This window comes from Motilimonas sp. 1_MG-2023 (assembly GCF_030547455.1).
In the GTDB taxonomy this organism is placed as follows: domain Bacteria; phylum Pseudomonadota; class Gammaproteobacteria; order Enterobacterales; family CBDFNC01; genus Motilimonas.
Window position 1 is genome coordinate 125072 of sequence record NZ_JAUOPX010000006.1, and the last position, 23591, is coordinate 148662.

Below are 23591 nucleotides of genomic sequence, written 5' to 3' on the forward strand. Positions count from 1 at the left end.
AGTTGTTACCAGACATTGAAATATTATTCACTATTGGAGCCGTCTATGTTTGCTACAGAGAAAGAATACCGTGTTGCCGTAAGTAAAATTAAAGCAGCATTAAAATCGTCGAATAAAGCGCCGATAGTCCTTTATGGAGCTGTATCAAGTGGAAAAACGCCAATAATTGTGAAGCTTAAAGCCCGTGAGTATCTGATGTATGCAAAAGGTATTACTGCATTTGATATTATTAAGTTAGTCATTGATTTAGGATTTAATAACGAAAATTCAGATCGTGATCGAGCTGTTATAAGCATTGTTGATGTCGAGCTTTACCATGAGTTAAAAGCTCAAAAATGCCTAAGATGTTTTGCTTTGCCTTTCCCAAGTTGTAGTTATGTCGATTCTGTCATTTCAGAGTTGTCTCACTAGCCTCAGTTTGTTGCTCAAGCTTATTACGAGAGGATAAAGTTGTTTTTACAGCAAAATTTCGTTTTCAGGGATGAAAACGCAAAGCGTATAAGGATATATTCAGCGCTTTTTGCCGGAAAAACATACTATTTTATGATCTAGAATTCGGGGTACTTATTTTGTCGTGAGCCCTTTACTGTTCAAGTATGACAAAATATGAGGCCGCGATTCGCCTGCCAGTTTGGAGGACGTTTGCTGCGACCAAGTGGTTTGCTTTTGATTCGCCGCGCGATGGCTGTAGTAATCTTGCATGTGTTGATCATATTGCGCAATGCGGGTTAGGTTAACTCCTTGGTAGGTATTTTCATGCACCACCACATCCACTGGTAAGCGTGGCTTTAACTCTGGGTGTTGATTGGGGTGGCCTAGGCACATGCCAAATAACACTGCAGTGTAGGGCGGTAATTGAAGTAGCTTATCGACGTCGGATGCTTGATTTCTCAACCCGCCAATATATACGCCGCCCAAGCCCATGGATTCAGCTGCCAACAAGCAGTTTTGCGCCATGATCCCTGCATCGACCGCGCCAATCAGAATTAACTCAGTAAAGCCTGCTTGAATGTCAGGATTAATGGTGGCGTGACGCTGATAATCAATGCAGAACACTAAGAACTCGGCAGCCGATTCAACATATTGTTGTTGCCCGGCAAATTGCGCTAATTGTGCTCGCATCGATGGTTCGGTGACACGAATGACTGAAACGACTTGTAACATACTGGAAGATGATGCGGCGAGGCCAGCGCGAATGATGGTGTCTAATTGCTCTTTGCTGATGGCTTGTTCGGTAAAGGAGCGAATAGAGCGGTGTGAAAGGATCGTATCTATCACGGAATTCATAATGCAAGCCTAAATAAAAAACTTGGCTCAATAATATTCGGTATTGGTATGATTGTCGAACAAGAGTCGTAACGCCTTAAAAACAAGTAAGTGAGAACAAAAATGAAAAAGCAATGTACGTTTTTATTACTGCTGAGTGTATTCATCTTATCTAGCCCATTGAGTCAGGCTGGATCTTCAACCGATGAGTTAACCAAAGCTGTCGCCGCCATTGAAGCGAGGCTATCGGCTCGCGTTGGCATTGCTACCTTTCAGCCCGACACCGGACGTATATGGCAATATCGTGGTGATGAGCGTTTTCCGATGATGAGCACTGCTAAAACCTTAATTTGCGCAAGAATGCTGGGCGACATTGATGGTGGGGGGTTAGATCCCAACGCCAGCACTTTAATCAATGGGGAAATGTTAGTGCCTTGGTCACCGGTGACTGAAACTAAGATTGGCCGCCGTATTTCGGTATTTGATGCCTGTGAAGCAACCATGCTCACCAGTGATAATACTGCCGCCAACTTAGTGTTAGCCCATATTGGTGGACCAAAAGCGGTGACGCGTTTTATTCGCTTACTCGGCGACACCACCACTCAGTTGACTCGCATTGAACCAGACCTAAATGAAGCAACGCCAAGTGATGTGCGTGATACCACCACGCCAGTGGCAATGGTACATAGCTTAAACCAGATCTTTTTTAGTTCTGCGCTTAACCAAGGATCCCGCCAGCAACTTAAACAGTGGATGATGGATAATACTGTTTCAGAGCCACTGATCCGCTCGGTATTACCACAAGGTTGGCATATCGCAGATCGCTCTGGTGCCGGTGGCCATGGTTCGCGTGGTATTACCGCGTTGCTGTGGCAAGGTGAGCAAACGCCAACTATCGTCAGTATTTATTTAACCGAGAGTAAGCTCGACTTAGTACAGCGTAATCAGGCTATCGCTGAGTTGGCGAAACTGTTGTTTGACACGCCAGAAGTGTTGTTTACCAATCAGCAGTGATCGTCCCAGTGAGTCATTACGTTTTAATCAGATAATTTGTCAAGGTTAGGTAAGTCATGTCTACATTTCATCACGTAAAACTGGGTTATCTCGGGTTACTGCCTTTCCTGCTTTTAACCGGAGGTTATTTTTTAACCGAGGCCGATTGGCTGCTACAAAGTTTTATCATTTACAGTATTAGCATTTTATCTTTTGTTGCGGGCAGCTTATGGCAACCCGCTACCAAGACCAGCGTAAAGGGTGAGACTAAAACCATTAGCCAATCTCATACTCAAGCTTGGCTGGTGGTTTTGGTGACCTTGCCATTGCCATTAAGTGTATTTGTTGCTGAGTCAGTGGTATTGATTTGCTTAGCGTTAAGCTTTGTTTGGTTATTAGCTTTACAAAAGCGGTTAGCTAGCTGGCCTGAAATGACACCTGATTATCAGCAAATGCGCGGTAAAATTACCGCTGTGGTGTTTGTCTGTCACTTATTTATGTTAGCGCAGATAAATCATACTCCCGAGCTTGTTTGAGGCTGATGTAACCTGCTTAAGCTGAATTCAGGGGTTACTTAGGGATTTTGTTGGCAAACACACTGTAATACAAAATAGGGATCACCACTAACGTTAGCAACGTCGAGATAAAAATCCCGAAGATTAAACTGATGGCTAAGCCATTAAAAATCGGATCGTCCAAGATAAACAGCGCGCCGATCATCGCGGCTAACGCGGTGAGTAAAATCGGTTTTGCCCGCACCGCACCGGAGTGGATCACCGCTTGCTCAAGAGGCACGCCTTGCGCAATTTCTTGATGAATAAAGTCCACCAGCAAAATAGAGTTACGCACGATGATCCCCGCTAGGGCGATCATGCCAATCATCGATGTGGCGGTAAATTGCGCGCCCAATAGCGCATGGCCAGGCAATACGCCGATAATGGTCAGCGGAATAGGCGCCATGATCACTAGCGGTACTAAGTAAGACTTAAATTGACCCACTACCAGCAAGTAAATCAAAATCATACCCACCGCATACGCGATGCCCATGTCGCGAAAAGTTTCATAGGTAATTTTCCATTCGCCGTCCCATAAAATGCCAATGCCTGCAAGACCATCGGGCTGTTCAACGTAGTGCTGTGTGACATCTAGGCCTAATTCGTCCATGTTTAACGCCATTTCAAACATGCCGTATAAAGGGCTGTCTAATGGGCCGGCCATATCGGCGATAACCATGATCATCGGCTGCATATTTTTATGCATGATGGCGGTTTCAATATGGCCTTTTTCGATACTAACTAATTCCACCAGTGGCACTTTTTGTCCCTGAGGATTAGTTAAAGATAGGTTAAGTAATTCTCGTAATGCCAGCTTATCGGTTTCTTGCAGTTGCAGGCGAATGGGCAACGGGCGCTTTTGTTGCGGATCATGAAACACCGCCACGTCTTTGCCAGCTAGTCCCGTATAAACGGCGTCGATGATAGCTGATTGGGTAATGCCAAGTTGCGTTGCTTTATTGGTGTCTATGTGTATTTGCCATTGCGGTTGCATGGCTGGCAAGTCAATGTCCATGTCAACAATGTCTGGCGTTTGTTTGAATATATCCAATAAGGTGTTGGCAGCGGTTTCTCTGCTCACTTGGTTTGGGCCATACACTTCTGCCACTATCGGTGACCACACTGGCGGGCCGGGTGGTACTTCAACTACTTTAATATTAGCTTGATAGGCTTTGCCTATATTTTGCAGTTCTTCGCGCACTGATAGGGCGATGTCGTGACTGCTGCGATCGCGGTGTTTTTTATCCACTAAATTTACTTGAATGTCAGATAAGGCAGGGCTTTGACGCAAAAAGTAATGGCGTACTAAGCCGTTGAAGTTAATCGGTGCACTGGTGCCAGCGTAGAGTTGTACATGTTCAACCTCGGGCACTGTGGTTAAGTATTGCGCAAGGGCAAAGCCCAAGCGTTGACTGGTTTCTAAGGTGCTGCCTTCGGGTAAATCGATCATCACCTGAAATTCAGATTTATTGTCAAACGGCAGCATTTTTAACACCACGTTTTCACTGACGGGCAAGGCGACTGAGCCTAAGATCAGCAAGGCAACCACCAGCCATAAACCTGCTCGGGCACGCTTGCCGGTATTAGGGCGTAAAAAGGGCGTCATAAAGTAGGTAAAAATACGCAAAATTTTGCTGTTATCGTTGTGATTCTCTTCATTATTATTGGCTGTTGTGGGTGAAGTGCTATGGCTATGGCGGCGCAATAGATGGCGGCTCAGCCAAGGTGAGAGAATAAAAGCGACCATTAATGAAATGAGCATGCCTAAGCTGGCATTGATGGGAATAGGGCTCATGTAAGGCCCCATTAAACCGGACACAAATGCCATTGGCAGCAAAGCTGCGATCACGGTAAAGGTGGCTAAAATAGTCGGTCCGCCCACTTCATCTACCGCCACGGGGATAAGTTCACTCATGGACTTTTTGCCCATGGCCATATGGCGATGAATATTTTCGACCACCACGATAGCGTCATCAACTAAGATGCCGATGGAGAAAATCAAGGCAAATAGAGAGACGCGGTTAAGGGTAAAGCCCCACGCCCATGAGGCAAATAAGGTCATGGCCAAGGTAACGGTAATCGCAATACCAACGACAATAGCTTCACGCCAGCCCATGGTGATCACCACTAAAATAATCACCGCAGCAGTAGCAAAAATCAGCTTGGCGATTAAGGTATTAGACTTGTCGCCAGCGGTAATGCCGTAGTTACGCGTGATGCTGTAATGCACATCTTTAGGTAACAGTACGTTTTCTAATTGGTGAATACGCTCGGTGATTTGCTCGGCGACAGCCACGGCATTTTTACCCGGTTGTTTGGCGATGGCTAACGTAATGCCGGCAAAAGTGCCGCGCTCATTGGTGTGCCAAACACTTTGTATCGGTAGTTCAGCACCTAAGCTGACGCTGGCCACGTCTTTTAAATACACCGGCGCGCCTTGGTGCATGGCGACAATTAACTGTTCAATCTCATCTAACCGGGTGAAAAACTGCCCTGTTTGCACTTGAATGATTTGGTCATCTTGTTGCAGCGGCGCAAGACCACTGCGAAGGTTACTTTGTGATAGTAACTGGCTTATTTGATTAAAAGACACGCCATAGGCGTTCATTTTTTGGCTGTCTAAGCGCACGCTAAGCACATTAGCTTGCTGGCCGAGCAGTTCAATGGTGCGGGTGCCGGGAATGCGTTTAAGCTCGGTTTCTAAGCTGGTGGCCACCTGACTGAGCTGAGCCATATCGGCATTGGTTTGCTCCGACCACAGGGTTAAACTGACAATGGGGACGTCATCAATGGCTTTGGGTTTTATTAACGGCTGACCGACACCGGCTTGTTGTGGCAGTTTATCAAGATTGGCATAAAGCTGATTATACAACCCGACAATGGCTTCATTACGTGGCACGCCGACATCAAATACCACAATTAGCATGGCGCCTCCGGGCTGGGAGAAAGAATACAAGGTATCGATGCCGTGTAGCTCGGAAACAATTTGCTCAACAGGATAGGTCAGTAGATTTTCGACCTCTTGCACCGATGCTCCGGTAAATGGAATAAACACATCAACGAAGGTGACATCAATTTGCGGCTCTTCCTCTTTTGGCGTGACGATCACTGCAAACAAACCTAATAACAAACCGACTAGGGCCAGCAGTGGCGTAATAGAAGATCCTTGAAATGCACTCGCGATACGTCCTGAAATGCCCATATTTTTTCCTTATTTGAATGCGCCGTGACGATTACTGACTGGATGCTAAATTTTGTTTTAGTTGCGCCGACATGACAGTTTGTGCATTTAGGGCGACCTCGTCTTGGTTGCGCAAACCCGAGATAATTTGCACTTGATCGCCTTGCGTTTGGCCGAGGCGTACCTGGGTTAACTGCCAACCTTGTGCTGTATTGAGGTAAACGGCGTTAAGTTGATAATGCTTGGTGACAGCGCTGCGCGGTAGCCAAATTTGCTCCGTCTCACCAATCGCAAAGCGTATTTTTACCCACATGCCGGGGCGCAATTGGGCGGCGGGTTTATCTAAGGTGCTGTTAAAAAGGTTGTTAAAGTTAATGCGTAATTTAAAGCCATGGCTGGCGCTGTCAGCATAACTAAACAGCACCGCATCGCGGCTTGAAATAACTTGCGCGTTATTAAGCAAAATATCGTATTGGGTATCGGGGGTGATGTAGCTTAAATAGGATTGTGGAATTGACGCTAGTGCTCTTAATTTGTCGAGAGAGAAACCTGAGTACAACGGCGTGCCCATCATCACGGTTTCGCCAATCTCAACATGACGTTCTGTTACTACCCCGGTAAAAGGTGCATTAACTTGAGTGTAGCTATGGGCTTGTTGCGCTTGGCTTAAGTGCGCTTTCGCAGCTTGTAAGCGGCTAAGGGCGGCTTGAGCATTGGCTTTGGCTTGATCGAGTTGACCTTTGGAAATCGCCCCTTGTGGATAGAGGGCTTTAAGACGTTGTAAGTTTAAATTTGCATCGGTGTTATTCGCCTCACTGGCCGCCACATCGGCTTGCGCTGCAAGAATATCTGCCGCTTGATTGGTGTCGGTGATCTCTAATAGTGTGCTACCTGCAGGCACGAAATCGCTTACGTCATAATTAAGTTGAGTAATGCGACCAGAAGTTTGTGCGGATACGGTGCCTTGTTTGACGGCTTCGATGGTGGCATTAAGGGTTAAAGTTTCTGTGTGAAGGCTTGCTTGAACGCGGATTTTTTCAAACTCGTCAGCTTGGCTGACTTGGCTAAAAAGTGTGATTAGCGAGAGTATCAGTGTGGTTAATAACCCGGTAATAAATTGCTGAGTTTGCTGTGGCATAAAAGCTTGAATATTATTCATATTATGACTCCATATTAAATGGGGGTCTGGCGAAACCTAGTCACATGCAGAGTAGAAAATCGCGTGTTGGTTTACTCATTTACCTACTTAAATATTCTAGTCGTACAGAGCTAAACTCATGTTTTTTTTGATTTGGCGCATCAAGGTACGCCAAATCAACGGAGCGATTATCCCATTAAGCTTGTGCGAACTGGTAAGTGCGTAAACCGCCAAGCAAGTTACGCGCTTTGTATCCATTATTAACCAGTTGACGATAAGCGACATTACCGCGCAAACCTACTTGGCAATAGATGATGATCTCTTTGTCTTTTGGCAGCTCATTAATACGTTGGCGCAACTGATCAACGGGAATGTTGATTGCGCCGGCTAAGCTACCCATCGCTTCAAGCTCACCGGGGTTACGCACATCTAACAGTATTTGCTCATCCGTTAGGTGACTTATTTCATGGTAATGTATGGCTTTCGCATCCCCTTTCATTAGGTTACTCGCCACAAATGCAGCCTGATTAATCACGTCTTTAGCGCTGCCGTACGGAGGCGCATAAGTAAGTTCGAGATGCTGTAACTGTTCAACGGTCATTCCTGCCCGTTGTGCCACCGCCATTACGTCGATGCGCTTATCGATGCCGTCTTTACCGACAGCTTGAGCGCCTAAAATTTTGCCCGTGTTGGGGTCAAACAGCATTTTAAACGAGACAATTTCAGCGCCGGGGTAGTAGCTGGCATGGCTGGCAGTATGAACATATACTTTTTCATACTCGATACCATCACGCTTAAGTTGTTTCTCGTTTTTACCTGTAGAAGCGACCGCAATGTCAAAAATTTTACAAATAGCGGTGCCTTGCGTACCTTGGTAAGCTTCATTGCGACCAAACATATTGTCTGCCGCCATGCGACCTTGGCGGTTAGCTGGCCCTGCTAATGGCACTAAGCTCGGTGCGTTCGTAACAAAATCTTTGGCCTCAACCGCATCGCCAACAGCATATATAGCAGGGTCGCTCGTTTGCATCATTTCATTGGTGTAAATGCCACCTAGTTCACCGATCTGCAGGCCTGCTTGTTGCGCTAACTTAATCTCAGGTCGTACGCCAATCGCCATAATCAGTATATCGGTAGTGAGTGTTTCTCCGCTGTTAAGAGACAGTTTTAGTTCGCCTTTAATATGTTGATGGGCAGCATCCTCTCCCGAGTTTACATCTGCAATGTGTTCACTAGGCAAGTATTCAACTGACTCTAAAGCAACCCCTAGTTTAAGATCGACCCCTTTTTCACGAATTTCGGCATGAGCAAAACCGGCCATCTCGCGATCGACAGGGGTCATAACCTGATCGGCCATTTCGACCAGCGTTGTTTTAATGCCAAGTTGATGGAATGCTTCCATCATTTCTAATCCAATAAAGCCTCCACCAACAACCGTTGCATGCTCAGGCTTATTCATCTCGATGGTGTTTAGAATGCGCTCCATATCAGGAATATTACGCAGCGAGTGAGTAAGGGGATTGTCTAAACCTGGGATAGGCGGAACAATGGGGCCCGCGCCAGGGCTAAGCAGTAAAAAGTCGTATGCTTCTCGATACTCGCTACCATCAAGTAAGTTTTTCACTGTGACTGTTTTATCTTGACGATTGATGTGAGTGACTTCGTTCATCACGCGTACGTCAACATTAAAACGAGCAAGAAAACTCTCAGGCGTTTGTAGCAGTAACTTGCTTTTATCTTTTATGTCACCGCCAATATGGTATGGCAAGCCGCAGTTAGCAAAAGAAACGTAGTGGCCTCTTTCGAACATGATAATTTCTGCATCTTCACTTAAACGGCGTGCTCTGGCAGCAGCAGAGGCGCCACCAGCAACGCCTCCGATAATTAAAATCTTTGTCATGTAACCTCACTCAAAAATGTTAATAAAGTTAGTTTGTTGAATATAATTTAAGGCTGAAAGCCTAATTTTTTAAGCACACTTGCTGCTGGGCAAATCCCAGTAAATGCGCTTTGAATTAAGTTAAAGCCAATAAAAGCCGTGAGCCATACAAAGTGAGGAGATACCCAATAGGTGAGCGCAATAGACAATAAAACCATGAACCCTGCAAACACGCGTACCGCATTTTCTAATTTCATTTGATGCTCCTTGGTGACCCTATAAGCGTTAGGGAAATACTATATTAGTATAATCTAATAAATCAAATTGTATTTTAGTTTTTACTAATTAAGTTTGATCTAAAATAGTTTTGACTAATCTTATATGCTTCACTTAAAATGCCCCGAACAGCTTAAAGAGGTAGCTATGATAGATATTGAAACAATGCAGCAGCAGTCGGCTGTCGTTGCTGACTTTTTAAAAACCGTGGCGCACCCAGATCGGTTAATGGTGCTGTGTTTATTAACCCAAGGTGAAATGAATGTGAGCGAGTTATCGCAACATTCTCGGCTTAGTCAGTCGGCGTTTTCACAGCACCTTAGTGTGCTGCGTAAACAAAATATAGTGAAGGTACGCAAAGAGTCACAGCAGGTGTTTTACTCCCTTGCTGACCATCGTATTGAAGCACTATTAGGCGTGCTTAAAGAATCATTTTGTGATGAGCCGAAGGCTTAGAGCAACCATTGATAAAATAGGAAAATAAAGTGGAAAATTTTACGCCTTGGAGTGCACTCGCAGGTGGCGCCTTATTAGGGCTATCGGCGGTTATTTTATTGTTGTTCCGTGGTCGTATCGCTGGGATCAGTGGCATATTATCAGGTCTTTTTACGCCCCATAAAGGGGATACCAGTTGGCGCGTGTTATTTTTGGTTGGCATGATTTTGGGCGCGGTCATCTTATTGACGATGGGGTTTAGTATTGCGGATATGCCGCAAGGCTCGACCTTATTGTACATTGTGGCCGGGTTGTTAGTGGGCATCGGCACTAAGTTAGGCAATGGTTGCACCAGTGGTCACGGCATTTGTGGCATGGGGCGGTTTTCTGTGCGCTCGGTGGTGGCGACTGGGGTGTTTATGAGCGTGGCGATGTTAGTGGTGTTACTGCGCGAACAACTGGGGTGGTTTTAATGAATCGTATTATCGCTTTGTTGGCAGGCATTTTATTTGGTATGGGTATGGTGATTTCACAAATGGTAGACCCAGCCAAAGTGATGGGCTTTTTAAATATCACTGGTAATTGGGATCCGAGTTTAGCCTTGGTGATGGGCGGTGCGTTGTTGGTGTTTAGCCCTTGTTATCATTTGTTTATTAAGCCGCGTCAAACAGCCATTAGTGGCGAGGTACTGAAAGTGCCAACCACAACGGCTATCGACAAGCCCCTTATTATTGGCGCTAGTTTATTTGGTTTGGGTTGGGGACTGGCGGGCATTTGCCCAGGGCCGGCTTTAACGGCTTTAGTCACGGGACAACAAGAAATATTATTGTTTTTGGCGGCGATGGCTGGTGGACAGTTACTGGTCATTGGTTGGTCGAAACTGCGCGTGCGGGCGATGCAGCGAGCGTCATCATAGCGGTTAATTAATAGTGCCTATTTCAGCTACTATTAATGACTAATCAGAGCTTGGCGAGGTTGGCTGAGCCTGATTGATATCGCCGCACAAATGCTGAAAATTGATTTTTTGCTGGGCAATTTCCTGGCTAATTAATTGATAATTTTGATCTGATTCTGGTACATACAAAGGATTGTTTGGTAAAAAAAGCCAACAAAAGAGTCGACCAATCAGTGAGCCTTTCATATTTCCCGAAATATTTTGCAGTAATGCTTCTATTTCATTGATGACTTTATCCAGTGCCGAATACTTGATGGTAGTGTGTTGATGACTGCGCAGCAAAGCGGTCATGGCATAGATCAGTGAAAGTAGGCGTAATAGCCGGCCTTGCTGCTTATCCCGACTCACGGGGAGTGGACTAGAAAACAGTAAATCTTCGCCCAACACGGCCAAAATATGGCTGTAGCGTTTAATTAACTTAAAATAAAATTGGTCACAGGCTCGGTAGGGATAGCGGGCAAAAAACTTATGGGTAAATACGATCAGTAATTGGTTAAGGGTAAAGCCGAGGTGGCTAATCACTTGCAGGTCAAATCGTTCAAGTTGTTGCGGTCCCTGACAGTTTTTATATTCATCCAATAAATAGGGGTGACAGGCATAAAGGTACTCAAAGTACTGGCTTGATAATGGCAGCACATAACGAGATCGCGTATGGTCAACTTCATTAGTGAGTAAGTCTGCAATCAATATAGGGTTTTCGCCGTTGTCAGTGGCGGAGCAGGTCATGGCGATACAAGCATCGAAGGAGGCGACACGCAGCAATAGCCCAACTAATCGATCAGATCTGGGTTGCTTTGTGGTGTCTGGTGTTGCAAGGGGCGCATCAGTTGTTGAATGAGTGCTAATTAATGCTTGTTTCATTTGCGCGGCTTGTAAGGCGCTTAAATTGAGTTTTAACCACGCTTGCGCTCGGCAATACCAAGGTTTTACGGTCTCAGGGCAGATCAAGTCAGATAAAGCGAAAGGGTAAGCGGCGATAGAAAAACTACCCAACTGATTTTGACAGGTAAAAGAAAGTTGTTTGCAGTGCTCGGTTTCAATTAATAGATAATGCTCTTCTCCCTTTGCTGTTAAACGCACAGGTAAAATTAATAAATCGGGCATAACAGGGCTAGGGATAGGGTGTTTATCAATGGTTAATTCACCCTGAAGTGGGGTCATCTGTTGCACGAGTGTGGCTGGTTCAACACTAAATAGCGCTTGTTTTCGGCCCTTGCAAATTGCTCGAAGCCAAATACTTTGAGCCTCGCGCGGTGCACAATGTTGCAGAAATGACGCGCTACCTAAGCTGTTATGTAGCGCAACGGTTTCAGCTATCTCACTGTTTACGCTGGCGACTTTTTGGATGATTTTATTGATGCCATAGCAAGAAAAAGCATGCCCCCCTAAATGGTAAGGTTGGCTTAAAGCAAAAAAGCCGCGTTGATTAAGATAGCGCCAGCAGGCTTCATTGATGCCACCTTGGCACGGTTCACTGTTAATCAATTGGCATAATTGATGAGTTGGTCCATCAAGGAAAGCTTGCTCTTGTGCGTTGATGCGCGGCGCCGGCTGGGCATGTAAATGGTGCCATTGGATTAACCCCGTTATTATTTTTCGCTCTAGCCAACCTTCACTATGGGGGAGTTGGGGAGGTAACCAGTGCTTTTTACGGCGGACAAATAAGGCCTGTAAAGGGCGAGAGAGATAACGTTGTCGTAGAGGGGGATGATTGAGTAATAACGCTAATACCAAGTAAATAATAAATACGGAAATGGGGAGCCACTGCAAATAGAGAGTAAACAGAAAGAATAAACCCAAAATCAAGGTGGCACTGGCTAAAGATGCTTTGCCAATAATCAAGCACAGTAGGGTAAAAATTGATGTTAAAACAATTGCAAAACTTAGCATCTATCTCCTCTTTGTTAGTATAGATGAAGTGTTTTGAGTATATACCCAATCAACCTGGAGATGCTTGAAACATGCATCTTCAAGTTGATTGGATATATAGGAATAAAGTCATAGATATGGCACAATGCCGCTTTTATAGTATGTTGAGCGCAGGCCATGTATCAGCAAATAATCCAAGCAGAATTAACAGAAGCGGCGACTGTTTTAGATAACTTTATTAGTCAGCCTGAAAACCTTAGTAAGATTGAAGCGGCAGCCAAGATGATCGCAGCCAGTTTTAAGGCCGATGGCAAAGTTCTCTCTTGTGGTAATGGCGGCTCGCACTGTGACGCGATGCACTTCGCCGAAGAGTTAACCGGTCGCTTCCGTGATGACCGACCGTCCTTACCGGGCATCGCTATTGCTGATGCGAGTCATATGTCTTGTGTCAGTAACGATTATGGTTTTGACCATGTTTTTTCGCGCTATGTTCAAGGCGTAGGGCGTACTGGTGATGTTTTGTTAGGGTTAAGCACCAGTGGTAATTCGGTCAATATTTTAAACGCTATTGAAGTGGCGAAAAGCAAAGGCATGAAAACCATTGCCCTAACGGGTAAAGACGGTGGCAAGATGGCGGGACTAGCCGATATTGAAATTCGCGTACCACATTTTGGCTATGCCGATCGCATTCAAGAAATACACATCAAAATTATCCATATATTAATTTTACTTATTGAAAAAGAAATGGCGAGCTCGGCTGCTCAGTAAAGGATGAGTCATTATGTGTGAGTTGTTAGGGATGAGCGCGAATGTGCCAACCGACATATGTTTTAGCTTTACGGGATTAGTTAAGCGCGGCGGTGAAACTGGGCCACATCGTGATGGTTGGGGCATTACTTTTTATGAAGGTAAAGGTTGTCGCAGCTTTAAAGATCCGCGGCCCAGTTGCGAATCGGAAATAGCCGAGTTAGTCAAAGCGTATCCGATAAAGAGTGAAGCGGTGATCAGCCATATTCGTCAAGCTAACCGTGGTGGTGTAAGTTTAGAAAACACCCACCCTTTTACTCGCGAGTTGTGGGGGCGCCACTGGACTTATGCTCATAATGGTCAACTCAGTGATTATCACGATCTGCCCACTGGTGATTTGTTGCCAATAGGTGAAACGGACAGTGAAAAAGCATTTTGCTGGATCCTTGCTCAACTCAAGCAACACTTTCCAACTAAGCCAAGTGATCTCACGCCAGTATTTGAATTTCTTGCGCAATCTGGCGATACCCTAAGAGCAAAAGGCGTGTTTAACATGCTGCTAAGTGATGGCGAATATGTGTTGGCCTATTGCAGCAATAACCTACACTGGCTAACACGTCGAGCGCCGTTTGGTAAGGCGCGCCTAATTGATGAAGACATGGTGATAGATTTTCAGCAAGAAACCACACCCAATGATATTGTCACAGTGATCGCGACTCGCCCACTGACCGAAGGTGAACCTTGGGTCAAAATGGCCACGGGGGCATTTGTGGTGTTTAAATACGGTGAGATAGTGTTTGAGCGGGTGATAACTGACGATTTGGCTAAGGCAGACTAAGGCAGTTGATGCGCCTTTAGCTTAAACCAGCGCAATTTTTTACAATCTTTAACGTGACCTTCGCATTATTGTTATGAAAACATCTTTTGGAGATAAATAATGATAAGTGCGATTGTCGCGATGAGTCTATTTGCCCTAGTCGGCGCCATTTCCCCTGGTCCTGTGAACATCATTGCTACTAGCATTGGCGCGCAGCATGGTTTTAAGCAAGCGCTGCCCCATATTACCGGTGCAACGTTGGCATATACCTTGATTGTGTGGCTAGTAGGACTAGGCGTACAAGTGTATTTGGTGCGTTGGCCTTTTGTACTAGAAGGCATGGGCTACCTTGGTGGACTATTTTTATTATATTTGGCGTATCAGATTGCTGTTGCCACTCCTGTTGACACCACTGCTCATCACGAGCCTGCATCAATTCCGACGATGATGACAGGGGCGATGGCACAATTACTTAATCCTAAAGCGTGGCTTGTCTCAATCTCTGGCGTCTCTTTATTTATTTCGGGGCAAGCTGATAAAGCACTGTTGTTGGGTTATTTTGTGGTGATCTCATTACTTATGTGCTCAGTGGGTATTAGTAGTTGGGCGTTACTTGGTCAAGGCCTACAAAAACTTCTTGCTGATCCTATGCGTCAACGCTATTTTAATTGGTTAATGAGTGCGCTATTGGTATTGAGTGTGTTAACTATTTGGTCGTCAACTCACACTTTAGCATGAGCACTTAATTGTGGAGACGGTGATGGAACAAGCTCAACAGCGTTTTTACCAAAATCGCATAATGCCTATGCTTGAAATGCGCCAAGCCAATCAATCGTCGGCTTGTTATCAAGCCCATAGTCATGATGAGTTTTCATTTGGAGTGATTGATGTTGGCTGCGCGGATTATCAAAATTTATCGCGTAAGCACAGTATTCATGTCGGGGATACGGTGCTGATTAATCCCGGCGATGTCCACGCCTGTAACCCAAAACAAGGCTTATGGTCATATCGAATGCTGTTTCTGGATACGCCTTGGCTAGCAGAGTTACAACAAGAAAGTGAGTTAACCTCGAGTGCAGACTATCAATCGTTTGCAACATGTTTACGACGAGATAAGCAAGCTTACCAAGATTTTACTCGCTTGTTTTCAGCCCTTGGTGAATCGAGCTCTCCCTTAAGAATGGAAACATTGTTGATTGGTTATTTAATGCCATTGTTTACCATGCGCGCAGAGTCGCGTGTAAGTGCTCAGTTATATCGCGCTAAAGAGCGACTTCTTGATCAGCTAGACAATGCGCCATCCCTTACTGAGCTAGCGCAAGAAGTCGGGATCAGCCGTTATCACCTTATTCGTAGCTTTAAAGCTGCATTTGGCTTATCTCCTCATGCTTTCTTGTTGGATGCTAAAATTAAAATGGCGAAACGTAAACTTAAGCAAGGACAAAGTATTGCTGACACTGCTTTTGCATTAGGCTTTAACGACCAAAGTCATTTTCAGCATCAATTTAAAAAGCGTCTCGCGGTGACTCCTAGACAATATCAAGGCAGCTTCCTTTAAGTGTTACGGCAACACATCTCGGTTAATGGGGTTTTGCAGCGAGATCAGGGTCTCTGTTGACTGGATTGCGTTGATGGTTTGGATTTTATTAATCAGGGTTGCTTGTAAATGATCAATCGAGCGGGTCATGACTTTGACAAAAATACTGTAGTTACCTGTGGTGTAATAGGCTTCAACCACTTCTTCTAGGGCTTCTAATCTTTTAATGGTGTCAGGATAATCTTTGGCACTGGTCAAGTTTACGCCTATAAAACAGCACACATCGTAACCCAGCTTTTTGGCATTTATCGCTACTCGCGTACCTTCAATAATGCCCGCTTGTTTCATTTTCTCCACCCGAACATGGATAGTTCCAGCACTTACTGAACAGTTTTTAGCCAATTCTGCGTAAGGTATGCGTGCGTTTGCTGTTAGCGCTTGAAGTATCTGTTTATCGAGATTATCGATCTCATAATTATCTTGCATATATACCACCTAAAATTATTGAATCACCAAATTATGGAACTAAAAATAACGATTATTGGATCATAAAGCTATTTTTATTAAGGTATATTGAATAAAGGTTGTGAATAAGTGAAGATTCGTTCCAGATAATTAAAACACGTTAAGTAAAGGAATATCTTCATGAGCAGTCAATACATTCAAAGCCAGCGCCAAATCAGCAAAGTTAAGCAAATCTTTTCGGCGCAATTAGAAGAAAAACTCGGCCTAGTTGAAGTGCAAGCGCCTATTTTGGCGAAAGTAGGTGACGGTATTCAGGACAACTTAAGCGGCCATGAAAAAGCGGTATCAGTAAAAGTAAAATCACTGCCAGAACAAGACCAAGATTACGAAGTCGTCCACTCTTTGGCTAAGTGGAAGCGTAAAACTCTAGGTGATTACCGCTTCCAAGTTGGTGAAGGTATTTACACTCATATGAAGGCGTTGCGCCCTGACGAAGAAAAGCTTAGCCCAATCCACTCTGTGTACGTTGATCAATGGGACTGGGAAAAAGTCATTTGTGCCAGCACTGAGCGTTCATTAGATTATTTAAAGGCAACCGTTGAAACGTTATACAGCGCCATTAAAACAGCGGAGGCGCAGGTTGATGCACTTTATGATCTAAAACCATTTTTACCTGAAACCATTACTTTTGTGCACGCACAACAGCTGGTTGAACAATATCCAGAGCTAAGTTCAAAAGAGCGTGAACGCGCGATCACAAAAGAGCATGGCGCGGTATTTTTAATCGGTATTGGCGGCGTCCTTTCTCACGGCGAAATTCACGATGTCCGTGCCCCTGACTATGATGACTGGTCAACGGCAACCTGTGAAAAATACGCAGGCTTAAATGGCGATATTTTAGTATGGAACCCAGTATTAGAAGATTCGTTTGAGATTTCTTCTATGGGGATCCGCGTTAACCCTGAAGCGTTGGCAAAACAACTTGAAATTACTGGTGATCAAGATCGCCTAGCCTTTGATTGGCATAAAGACTTGTTAGACGCGAAACTGCCACAAACCATTGGTGGCGGTATTGGTCAGTCTCGTTTAGCCATGTTATTACTGCAAAAACAGCACATTGGCCAAGTACAAGTGGGCGTGTGGGATCAAGAGCTAAAGCAAGCGGTAGCAGAAATTCTTTAACGGATTTGACTGACTTGAAAGTGCCGTTATCTGCCATGTAACACCCGCTATATTAGCGGGTGTTTTTTGTCAGGCGGATTATTTTATTGCTGGTGTTTTACATTGAACTACTTTTCTCCATTACTGAGTTATTTAATCTCACCGCTCTATGTTATTTCAATTGTTGCTATCGCCGGATCTGTGAGATTTATTTATTCTTGCTTATGCTACTTTCCTGTATCATTCTTTTTCTTATTCGCGGGATTGGTATGATACTTCCCATTGTTCGGTGTAGTTAGGCGCAGTCATGATTGAAAAACAACAAAACAACCCTTTGCATGGCCTTAAAAATGAAATTTTGCTGGCAGAGTTGGTGGACTTTTATGGCTGGAGCATCCTTTATGAGGCGCTGCGTTTAGATTGCTTTAAGCTCAATCCAAGTATTGAAAGCAGTCTGAAGTTTTTAAAGAAAACAGAATGGGCCAGAATCAAAGTAGAAAATTTTTACTTGTACCGTTTTAAGCGCATGCCAAGACCCAGCGTACAACAGTTCGAGCTAAAGCCGCGTGAACGTGGTTTTGCTGATGGTATTTTACCGCGCGCACCGCAAGAGCTAACCGTTGAACTGATTGCCGAAATGAAGGAAAAGGCGCAGCGTGATTACGAAGCTCAGCAAGCCTTGAAAAAGCAAAAGTCGTTTAAACCTAACAGTAAGTCAACACCAAGAGGCAAAGCAGTTTCTAAGCCTCGACATCAAGATGAGGGTGATACGAGTAACCCGTGGGCCAATTGGCACAAAAAATAACGTTTATGTATTGGTGGGTGAATCAGCAACGCAATGTTGCAATAGAGTGATGGCGCAGGGAGAAAGTCAGTGAAATTTATTAGCGTTCTTTTGTTTATTTTATTTATCAGTGCCTGTAGTTCAACTCCCGAGCCTGCTCCGAAAAAAGTGGTGGTGTTGAAAATGGCACCCGTTGAGCCACCTTTTAAGCGCCCAACGGCTGAGCAGCTCGATTACCTTGATGTGTTAAGAGCACTTGAAGTTGATCTTGAAAATGACGAAATTCGTCAGCTTTATGAGTGGGTTAAAGCAGAGTACGATTATTTTTATCAGACTAATTTTGTCACCGGCTCTTTGGTTCGCGGTAATCGGTATATTCCTTACTTACAATACCGTTTACGTCAAGCAGGCCTGCCAATTGAATACAGCTATTTGGCAATGATCGAGTCGGCATTTAGAACGGTCGCGCTTTCTAATAAAGGCGCTCATGGGGTATGGCAATTAATGCCCGCAACGGCAAAAGAGTTAGGCATCACGCCAGAGCAACGTAAAGATGTGGTGAAAGCCACCGATGCGGCCATTAAATATATTCAAGCGCGTGAAGCGGCATTTGGTAATGATGCGCTGCTGATTGCTGCGTCATATAACGCAGGTGAATATGGCGTGAGTAAGCGTTTTGTCCATGTAGATTCTAAGCGTTACAACTACGTTACGGTTTATTCTCATTTACCTAAAGAAACCCGTCATTATGTGCCGCGTTGGATCGCTGCCACCATGCTGGCTAATCAAATAAAGCGTCAAGGTAAGATGCCTGCGCCAGAGTCGGTTCTGATCACCGACAAGGATTATCAAATTGCGCCTCTAGCCAGTGCCTTGGGCATGAATAAAAAAGAGTTTGAAACGCGTAATCCTGATTTTGTGGGCGAAGAGTTTCTCACAAACCAGCATAACTTTATTGTTCATCCCAATGCCCATCCAGTGAACGCCGTTGATGGACTGCATATCAGCGCGGCAACAGGATTTGAGCCACAGTTTATTGCTGGTGGTCAGTTGAATATTGCAACTCGTGCCAGTGCTGAACTGGAGAGAAAGGCGTTACTGGCTAAAGCTAAGCGCAAAATTAAACCGACTATCAAACGTTCGCCAAACCGTACTAGTAGCAAAGAGGTAAGCCAAACTCAAAGCAATGCTAGTTACATTAAGGTCGCGATCCAGCCTGGTATGACATTTAGTCGTCTTAACCGTTGGTTTGATGTCACCGAAACGGAGCTTGTTGCTTTAAATCCAAGCTTAAAGAAAGGGTTACGCGCGGGCAGTGAAATAAAAGTACCTGCTACAAATGTGTCTATTAAGCAATATAAAGTGCAAGCGGGCGATTCGTTACTGCGCATTGCTTCGAACCATCAAGTCGAGCTTGACGATATACGTTTGGTTAATCAGATAAAGGGTAACCATATTCGTGTAGGGCAAGTGCTGACCTTATACTTACCTGAGGGTTAATATGGGCCGCTTGCTTAATTTTTTAAGTTTATGTTGTTTAAGTATGCCAGTAATTGCCGAGAGTATTTGCTATGGCACTACCAGCAAAGGACGCTTAGAAAACGCGGTAGAATTGCCTAGAAGTGGTAAAAACTTTGTCACTTATAGCGACGTAGCACGCTTGGCTGGACGTACTTATGTGCACAGTAAGGTGCATGATATTTTGCTTGCTGCGTACGCTGATTTGGCTAAGAGTCATCCTGATAAGGTGTACAAATACGCCGAAACGGGGCTTGCTGCTGGCGGCAAGTTTCGTCCCCACAAAACCCATCAAAATGGTCTGTCAGTTGATTTTATGACGCCAATGATAGATAACACGGGTAAGTCGGTGCATTTACCCACTTATCCGTGGAATAAATTTGGCTACAACATCGAGCTAGATAGTAACAATCAATACGATGGTTTAAGTATTGATTATCCCGCGATGGCTGCTCATATTGTTGCACTACATAAACAAGCTCGCGCCCATGGCGTTGGTTTGTGGCGGGTTATTTTCGCCCCTGAGTTGCAAAAAGGTTTGTTTAAAACGCAATACGGCGGCTACCTTAAGCAACATGTTAAGTTTTCTAAACGCCGCTCTTGGGTTAGGCACGATGAACATTATCACGTTGATTTTGCTGTGCCTTGCCGAAAATAAAAAATGAATTTGAGGTTATTTTCATTAGGCTTTATTTCTCATACTGCTAACATATCTCTTTTCATTCACTTCCTAGGTTTAGCATGAAAGCCACTGTCGAAATTAGCATGTACCCGTTCAATCAAGATTTTATCCCGCCCATTAAAAGTGTTATCGCAGGTTTTAACGCTTACTCTAATATTGATGTGATCACCACGGCCACCAGCACTCAGCTTTTTGGTGATTATGATGAAGTGATGGATTGCGTCAAAATTGAATTGAAAAAATCGTTTGAACAATATGGTTTTGCGGTGTTTGTGGCGAAAATTCTCGGCCGAGATGTTCGCGAACCCTTTACTGATTTACAGGAGTGAGATGGGTGGCGGAATCTTTTAGTCAGAATATTCAAGCGGCTTGGGCGGCGATGTCTGGTTTTGAAATAGTGGCAGTGGTGCTTGCGATCGCTTATTTAGTACTGGCGATTAAGGAAAGTAGTTGGTGTTGGTATGCCGCTTTTGTCAGCACCGCGATTTATACTTGGCTGTTTTGGGACGTCAGTTTAATAATGGAGTCGTTATTGAATGCCTACTATATGGCTATGGCCATCTATGGTTGGTATCAGTGGCGCAACCCTGCCGGAGGCGAGCAAGTGTCGGGACGTCCCATTGTACGCTGGCAGTTACAGCAACACATGCAGGCTTTTGCCGTTGTGATAGTTTTAACGTTCGCTTCAGGCTATTTCTTAACGGCGAATACTGGTGCGCAATTGCCTTATTTAGACTCGTTTACCACTTGGGCCAGTGTGTTAACCACTTATATGGTTGCCAAGAAGGTACTGGAAAACTGGCTTTACTGGCTAGTGATCAATGCGTGTGCCATTTATTTGTATGTGGATCGTGAGCTGTATTTAACCGCATTGTTGTTTATCAGTTATGAAGTGATGGCGGTCATTGGTTTTATTCGTTGGTATCGTCACTATCGTTTACAGTCAGGCGATGCAAGCTTGGCCGCGGCTTAATTTATTGTGAGTGAGGGAAGCCTTGCGCTAAACGCCTTACCCCTTGCTTGTGTTAAGCAAATCCATAGCTTGTCGCAAGTCGGTGGGCCGTTAGCGGATATTCAACTCAGTCAAGCCTTGCTGTTAACGCAAGGTGTTAGCCATCAAAGTGTGCGCTTAATCGGCATTAACTGCGCGGGTGACGGGATCGATTGGGTACTGCGCTTGCCCCCTAAAAGCCAGGTTACACCTTGGCTAAGTGATGATAACGAAGCAGCTCTACTGCGGCAACTGGCGCAGCGAGGACTTTATCCTGAGTTAATTTACAGTCACGGCGGGGTGTTGATCAGTGCATTTTTTGCTGGAATACACCTTAGCCCACAGGACTTTGCTTTGTCAGCAAACCGCGCTGGCTATCTGCAACATCTTGCCGATGCCTTGGCGCAATTAAATCTCATCAGCTTGCCGCCTGCGCTTTATGCTGCGCTGCCTAAATTAAACTTAGCTAAACGTTGTCAGCAGCTTTATCAATCTGTGTTGGTTTTTCCTGGAAATATTTGTAGCGCAAGCTTACATGCGATGGTGGGCAAGCTTGAATTATTACCAGCTTTTGCGTCGACTGAGTTAACCCTTTGTCATGGCGATTTACATCGGCATAATATTTTATTTTCTGAGCAGGGGTTAGCATTACTTGATTGGGAATATGCCAGTATAGGTAATCGTTTAATTGATATTGCGGCTCTGGCTGAAGATTTACAGCTATCGGATGCACAAGCTGCTGTACTCATTGCGCGCTGTGGCTGTCATATGTCGCAGCTGGCGTTGTATCGCTTAGGCTATCGTTTATTAGAGCTGTTGTGGTATCTGCAGCCTGAGAACGTAGCCAGTGCGAGTGATCAGTTATTGGCGCAGCAATGGCGGCGACTAATACAATTAGATCAGGTTTGTTAGGGCGCGTATAAACGCCATTTGTCAAAACACTCTAAGGCCGCTTATGTATATTTTTGATCCCCGCTTAGCGCAGCAAATTGTCGATCGCACCATGGACATCATTGGTTTTAACATCAATGTCATGAACGCCAAGGGGGTGATCCTTGCTAGCGGTGATACTCAACGTATTAACACGGTACATGAAGGGGCTTTGTTGGCGATTGCTAACGGCCGCACCGTGGAAATAGATCTAGAAACGGCCAATAATTTGGTCGGCGTAAAACCTGGGATCAATCTGACTTTGTCATTTGCGGGTGATGTAATAGGGGTGGTTGGGATCACTGGCGAGCCAGATGCTATTCGCAATTACGGTAAGTTAGTAAAGATGACCGCCGAAATGATCGTAGAGCAAGCGGCCTTGCTGGAGAAATTACAATGGGATCGCCGTCATAAAGAAGAGTTTATTGTGCAATGGGTGAAAGGCCAACTCAGCCATGAACAGTGCCTTGATTGGGCGCAGCGTTTAGGGATCGATATTTATATGCCACGGGTGGCCGCGGTGATAGAGCTGAATGCAAGCCAAGGGCAAGGAGTTTCAACCCAAACTATTCGTCGCGTGATTGAGTTATTGGAGTACCCCGCGCGAGACAACTTAGTGGCAATGCTTTCTATGTCTGAGCTAGTGGTACTGAAACCCGCTTTTTTAGCGGAGCAACAATGGCAGCCTGAGTTAGAGCGCCAGCGTATTAGCGCTTTGCTACAGCGCATTGAACAAGAGCAAACGATCCAAATTAATGTCGGCTTAGGCCACTTCTTCGATACCAGTAATGGCGTTAGTCGAATTCCTTTGTCTTATCAAAGTGCTTTACAAACCTTAGCGGTTGGCAAGCAACTGCAACCCGATCAACAGCAATACTTATATCACGATTTATCACTGCCAGTGTTAGTTTCAGCGCTAGCGGAAGATTGGCGCGGTCAAGAACTGATCAAGCCCTATCAAATGTTGCGCCAGCAAGATAAATCAGGCCAGCTGGAAAAAACCCTTAAGGCGTATTTCACTCATTTTGGTGATTTAAATGCTTGTGCCACCAGCTTATTTGTTCATCGTAATACTTTGCGCTATCGATTGGATAAAATTATCCAAATTACTGGGCTTGATCTACAAAGCCTAGATGGTTTAGTGCAATTATATCTTGCCAGCACAGTGACACAGGTTTGTGATCTTAAACATAAATAATTGTGATCAATGTCTCCACATTAAATAATTTTATTTAAATACAAACAGTTGTATTGGTGGTGTGTTTTTGTGCTTGTTGTTGATTGTGCAAATGCACATAAATTAGCAATTTTGTAACATTCGATTGGTGCGCTTGGCTAAAGCAATTTGAGACCGACTTGGTGATAATTTGCTGTGCAAAAAGGAATGCCTTTTTGTGTTAACTTTGGTCTATG

25 protein-coding genes are annotated in these 23591 nt (G+C 44.7%); 18 read left to right on the plus strand and 7 right to left on the minus strand.

Annotation, left to right across the window (positions count from 1 at the left end; translation table 11 throughout):
- Positions 1-45 precede the first annotated feature (45 nt).
- Positions 46-411: a hypothetical protein gene (locus Q4519_RS05015; protein ID WP_303510179.1), complete on the plus strand. Its 366-nt coding sequence runs from the start codon at positions 46-48 to the stop codon at positions 409-411.
- 153 nt (positions 412-564) lie between these two features.
- Here Q4519_RS05015 and nfsA read toward each other — a convergent pair whose 3' ends face one another.
- Positions 565-1287: an oxygen-insensitive NADPH nitroreductase gene (gene nfsA / locus Q4519_RS05020; protein WP_303510181.1), complete on the minus strand. Its 723-nt coding sequence runs from the start codon at positions 1285-1287 to the stop codon at positions 565-567.
- Between the two features lie 102 nt (positions 1288-1389).
- Here nfsA and bla point away from each other — a divergent pair, with 102 nt between their 5' ends.
- Both bla and Q4519_RS05030 read left to right on the plus strand, forming a co-directional pair.
- Positions 1390-2280 carry a class A beta-lactamase gene (gene bla, locus Q4519_RS05025; RefSeq protein WP_303510184.1) on the plus strand — a complete coding sequence of 297 codons (891 nt, stop codon included), beginning with the start codon at positions 1390-1392 and terminating at the stop codon, positions 2278-2280.
- A gap of 56 nt (positions 2281-2336) precedes the next feature.
- Positions 2337-2795, plus strand: coding sequence for a DUF3429 domain-containing protein (locus Q4519_RS05030; protein ID WP_303510187.1), 459 nt, complete (start codon positions 2337-2339; stop codon positions 2793-2795).
- Positions 2796-2829: 34 nt separating this feature from the next.
- On the opposite strand, the gene Q4519_RS05035 is transcribed toward Q4519_RS05030, so the two are convergent.
- The 4 genes from Q4519_RS05035 to Q4519_RS05050 all read right to left on the minus strand — a co-directional run bounded on the left by Q4519_RS05035 (position 2830) and on the right by Q4519_RS05050 (position 9268).
- Positions 2830-6015 carry an efflux RND transporter permease subunit gene (locus Q4519_RS05035; RefSeq protein WP_303510190.1) on the minus strand — a complete coding sequence of 1062 codons (3186 nt, stop codon included), beginning with the start codon at positions 6013-6015 and terminating at the stop codon, positions 2830-2832.
- 31 nt (positions 6016-6046) lie between these two features.
- Positions 6047-7153, minus strand: coding sequence for an efflux RND transporter periplasmic adaptor subunit (locus tag Q4519_RS05040; protein WP_303510193.1), 1107 nt, complete (start codon positions 7151-7153; stop codon positions 6047-6049).
- A gap of 175 nt (positions 7154-7328) precedes the next feature.
- The gene (locus Q4519_RS05045) at positions 7329-9032 is read right to left on the minus strand and encodes an FAD-dependent oxidoreductase (RefSeq protein ID WP_303510196.1); all 1704 of its coding nucleotides are present in this window, start codon (positions 9030-9032) and stop codon (positions 7329-7331) included.
- 47 nt (positions 9033-9079) lie between these two features.
- Positions 9080-9268: a DUF2892 domain-containing protein gene (locus Q4519_RS05050; RefSeq protein ID WP_232800467.1), complete on the minus strand. Its 189-nt coding sequence runs from the start codon at positions 9266-9268 to the stop codon at positions 9080-9082.
- Positions 9269-9434: 166 nt separating this feature from the next.
- Here Q4519_RS05050 and Q4519_RS05055 point away from each other — a divergent pair, with 166 nt between their 5' ends.
- From Q4519_RS05055 to Q4519_RS05065, 3 genes are read left to right on the plus strand one after another with little or no spacing between them, the layout of a single operon-like run.
- Entirely contained in the window at positions 9435-9743 is a 309-nt protein-coding gene (locus tag Q4519_RS05055; protein WP_232800468.1) for a metalloregulator ArsR/SmtB family transcription factor, read from the plus strand.
- 29 nt (positions 9744-9772) lie between these two features.
- Entirely contained in the window at positions 9773-10195 is a 423-nt protein-coding gene (locus Q4519_RS05060; protein ID WP_303510201.1) for a YeeE/YedE family protein, read from the plus strand.
- Positions 10195-10638, plus strand: coding sequence for a YeeE/YedE family protein (locus Q4519_RS05065; RefSeq protein ID WP_303510204.1), 444 nt, complete (start codon positions 10195-10197; stop codon positions 10636-10638). Before Q4519_RS05060 ends, Q4519_RS05065 begins: the two co-directional genes overlap by 1 nt.
- Positions 10639-10677: 39 nt before the next feature.
- Here Q4519_RS05065 and Q4519_RS05070 read toward each other — a convergent pair whose 3' ends face one another.
- Positions 10678-12567: an acyl-CoA dehydrogenase domain-containing protein gene (locus Q4519_RS05070; RefSeq protein ID WP_303510206.1), complete on the minus strand. Its 1890-nt coding sequence runs from the start codon at positions 12565-12567 to the stop codon at positions 10678-10680.
- A gap of 156 nt (positions 12568-12723) precedes the next feature.
- Here Q4519_RS05070 and lpcA point away from each other — a divergent pair, with 156 nt between their 5' ends.
- From lpcA to Q4519_RS05090, 4 genes are all read left to right on the plus strand, one after another.
- The gene (lpcA, locus tag Q4519_RS05075; protein ID WP_232800472.1) at positions 12724-13314 is read left to right on the plus strand and encodes a D-sedoheptulose 7-phosphate isomerase; all 591 of its coding nucleotides are present in this window, start codon (positions 12724-12726) and stop codon (positions 13312-13314) included.
- Positions 13315-13327: 13 nt separating this feature from the next.
- Positions 13328-14131 carry a class II glutamine amidotransferase gene (locus Q4519_RS05080; RefSeq protein WP_232800473.1) on the plus strand — a complete coding sequence of 268 codons (804 nt, stop codon included), beginning with the start codon at positions 13328-13330 and terminating at the stop codon, positions 14129-14131.
- 99 nt (positions 14132-14230) lie between these two features.
- Entirely contained in the window at positions 14231-14848 is a 618-nt protein-coding gene (locus Q4519_RS05085; protein ID WP_303510213.1) for a LysE family translocator, read from the plus strand.
- Between the two features lie 22 nt (positions 14849-14870).
- Positions 14871-15668: an AraC family transcriptional regulator gene (locus Q4519_RS05090; protein WP_303510215.1), complete on the plus strand. Its 798-nt coding sequence runs from the start codon at positions 14871-14873 to the stop codon at positions 15666-15668.
- A gap of 3 nt (positions 15669-15671) precedes the next feature.
- On the opposite strand, the gene asnC is transcribed toward Q4519_RS05090, so the two are convergent.
- Positions 15672-16133 (minus strand): transcriptional regulator AsnC, encoded by a 462-nt coding sequence (gene asnC, locus Q4519_RS05095; RefSeq protein WP_303510217.1) that lies wholly within the window; start codon positions 16131-16133, stop codon positions 15672-15674.
- A 159-nt stretch (positions 16134-16292) separates the two neighbouring features.
- Between asnC and asnA the strand changes: the two genes are divergently transcribed.
- The 8 genes from asnA to Q4519_RS05135 all read left to right on the plus strand — a co-directional run bounded on the left by asnA (position 16293) and on the right by Q4519_RS05135 (position 23376).
- Positions 16293-17294 carry an aspartate--ammonia ligase gene (asnA, locus tag Q4519_RS05100; RefSeq protein WP_232800477.1) on the plus strand — a complete coding sequence of 334 codons (1002 nt, stop codon included), beginning with the start codon at positions 16293-16295 and terminating at the stop codon, positions 17292-17294.
- 286 nt (positions 17295-17580) lie between these two features.
- Positions 17581-18078, plus strand: a complete 498-nt coding sequence (locus tag Q4519_RS05105) for a VF530 family DNA-binding protein (protein WP_232800478.1) — start codon at positions 17581-17583, stop codon at positions 18076-18078.
- 69 nt (positions 18079-18147) lie between these two features.
- Positions 18148-19557 carry a lytic transglycosylase domain-containing protein gene (locus Q4519_RS05110; protein WP_303510221.1) on the plus strand — a complete coding sequence of 470 codons (1410 nt, stop codon included), beginning with the start codon at positions 18148-18150 and terminating at the stop codon, positions 19555-19557.
- 43 nt (positions 19558-19600) lie between these two features.
- Complete coding sequence (locus tag Q4519_RS05115) at positions 19601-20233, plus strand: penicillin-insensitive murein endopeptidase (RefSeq protein WP_303510224.1); 633 nt, start codon at positions 19601-19603, stop codon at positions 20231-20233.
- A gap of 83 nt (positions 20234-20316) precedes the next feature.
- Complete coding sequence (locus Q4519_RS05120; RefSeq protein WP_232800481.1) at positions 20317-20586, plus strand: YkoF family thiamine/hydroxymethylpyrimidine-binding protein; 270 nt, start codon at positions 20317-20319, stop codon at positions 20584-20586.
- A gap of 5 nt (positions 20587-20591) precedes the next feature.
- A complete protein-coding gene (gene pnuC / locus Q4519_RS05125) occupies positions 20592-21230 on the plus strand; it encodes a nicotinamide riboside transporter PnuC (RefSeq protein WP_303510231.1) in 639 nt (212 codons plus the stop codon).
- Between the two features lie 6 nt (positions 21231-21236).
- Positions 21237-22160 (plus strand): phosphotransferase, encoded by a 924-nt coding sequence (locus Q4519_RS05130; protein ID WP_303510233.1) that lies wholly within the window; start codon positions 21237-21239, stop codon positions 22158-22160.
- A 43-nt stretch (positions 22161-22203) separates the two neighbouring features.
- Positions 22204-23376, plus strand: a complete 1173-nt coding sequence (locus tag Q4519_RS05135) for a sugar diacid recognition domain-containing protein (RefSeq protein ID WP_303510235.1) — start codon at positions 22204-22206, stop codon at positions 23374-23376.
- Positions 23377-23591 lie beyond the last annotated feature (215 nt).

Coding starts and splice junctions, on each gene's coding strand:
- nfsA (WP_303510181.1), bottom strand. CDS start 1,287: ATGAATTCCGTGATAGATACGATCCTTTCACACCGCTCTATTCGCTCC.
- asnA (WP_232800477.1), top strand. CDS start 16,293: ATGAGCAGTCAATACATTCAAAGCCAGCGCCAAATCAGCAAAGTTAAG.
- Q4519_RS05105 (WP_232800478.1), top strand. CDS start 17,581: ATGATTGAAAAACAACAAAACAACCCTTTGCATGGCCTTAAAAATGAA.
- Q4519_RS05065 (WP_303510204.1), top strand. CDS start 10,195: ATGAATCGTATTATCGCTTTGTTGGCAGGCATTTTATTTGGTATGGGT.
- Q4519_RS05045 (WP_303510196.1), bottom strand. CDS start 9,032: ATGACAAAGATTTTAATTATCGGAGGCGTTGCTGGTGGCGCCTCTGCT.
- Q4519_RS05120 (WP_232800481.1), top strand. CDS start 20,317: ATGAAAGCCACTGTCGAAATTAGCATGTACCCGTTCAATCAAGATTTT.
- Q4519_RS05030 (WP_303510187.1), top strand. CDS start 2,337: ATGTCTACATTTCATCACGTAAAACTGGGTTATCTCGGGTTACTGCCT.
- Q4519_RS05055 (WP_232800468.1), top strand. CDS start 9,435: ATGATAGATATTGAAACAATGCAGCAGCAGTCGGCTGTCGTTGCTGAC.
- Q4519_RS05040 (WP_303510193.1), bottom strand. CDS start 7,153: ATGAATAATATTCAAGCTTTTATGCCACAGCAAACTCAGCAATTTATT.
- Q4519_RS05070 (WP_303510206.1), bottom strand. CDS start 12,567: ATGCTAAGTTTTGCAATTGTTTTAACATCAATTTTTACCCTACTGTGC.
- Q4519_RS05035 (WP_303510190.1), bottom strand. CDS start 6,015: ATGGGCATTTCAGGACGTATCGCGAGTGCATTTCAAGGATCTTCTATT.
- asnC (WP_303510217.1), bottom strand. CDS start 16,133: ATGCAAGATAATTATGAGATCGATAATCTCGATAAACAGATACTTCAA.
- lpcA (WP_232800472.1), top strand. CDS start 12,724: ATGTATCAGCAAATAATCCAAGCAGAATTAACAGAAGCGGCGACTGTT.
- Q4519_RS05135 (WP_303510235.1), top strand. CDS start 22,204: ATGTATATTTTTGATCCCCGCTTAGCGCAGCAAATTGTCGATCGCACC.
- Q4519_RS05050 (WP_232800467.1), bottom strand. CDS start 9,268: ATGAAATTAGAAAATGCGGTACGCGTGTTTGCAGGGTTCATGGTTTTA.
- bla (WP_303510184.1), top strand. CDS start 1,390: ATGAAAAAGCAATGTACGTTTTTATTACTGCTGAGTGTATTCATCTTA.
- Q4519_RS05085 (WP_303510213.1), top strand. CDS start 14,231: ATGATAAGTGCGATTGTCGCGATGAGTCTATTTGCCCTAGTCGGCGCC.
- Q4519_RS05080 (WP_232800473.1), top strand. CDS start 13,328: ATGTGTGAGTTGTTAGGGATGAGCGCGAATGTGCCAACCGACATATGT.
- Q4519_RS05090 (WP_303510215.1), top strand. CDS start 14,871: ATGGAACAAGCTCAACAGCGTTTTTACCAAAATCGCATAATGCCTATG.
- Q4519_RS05115 (WP_303510224.1), top strand. CDS start 19,601: ATGCCAGTAATTGCCGAGAGTATTTGCTATGGCACTACCAGCAAAGGA.
- Q4519_RS05015 (WP_303510179.1), top strand. CDS start 46: ATGTTTGCTACAGAGAAAGAATACCGTGTTGCCGTAAGTAAAATTAAA.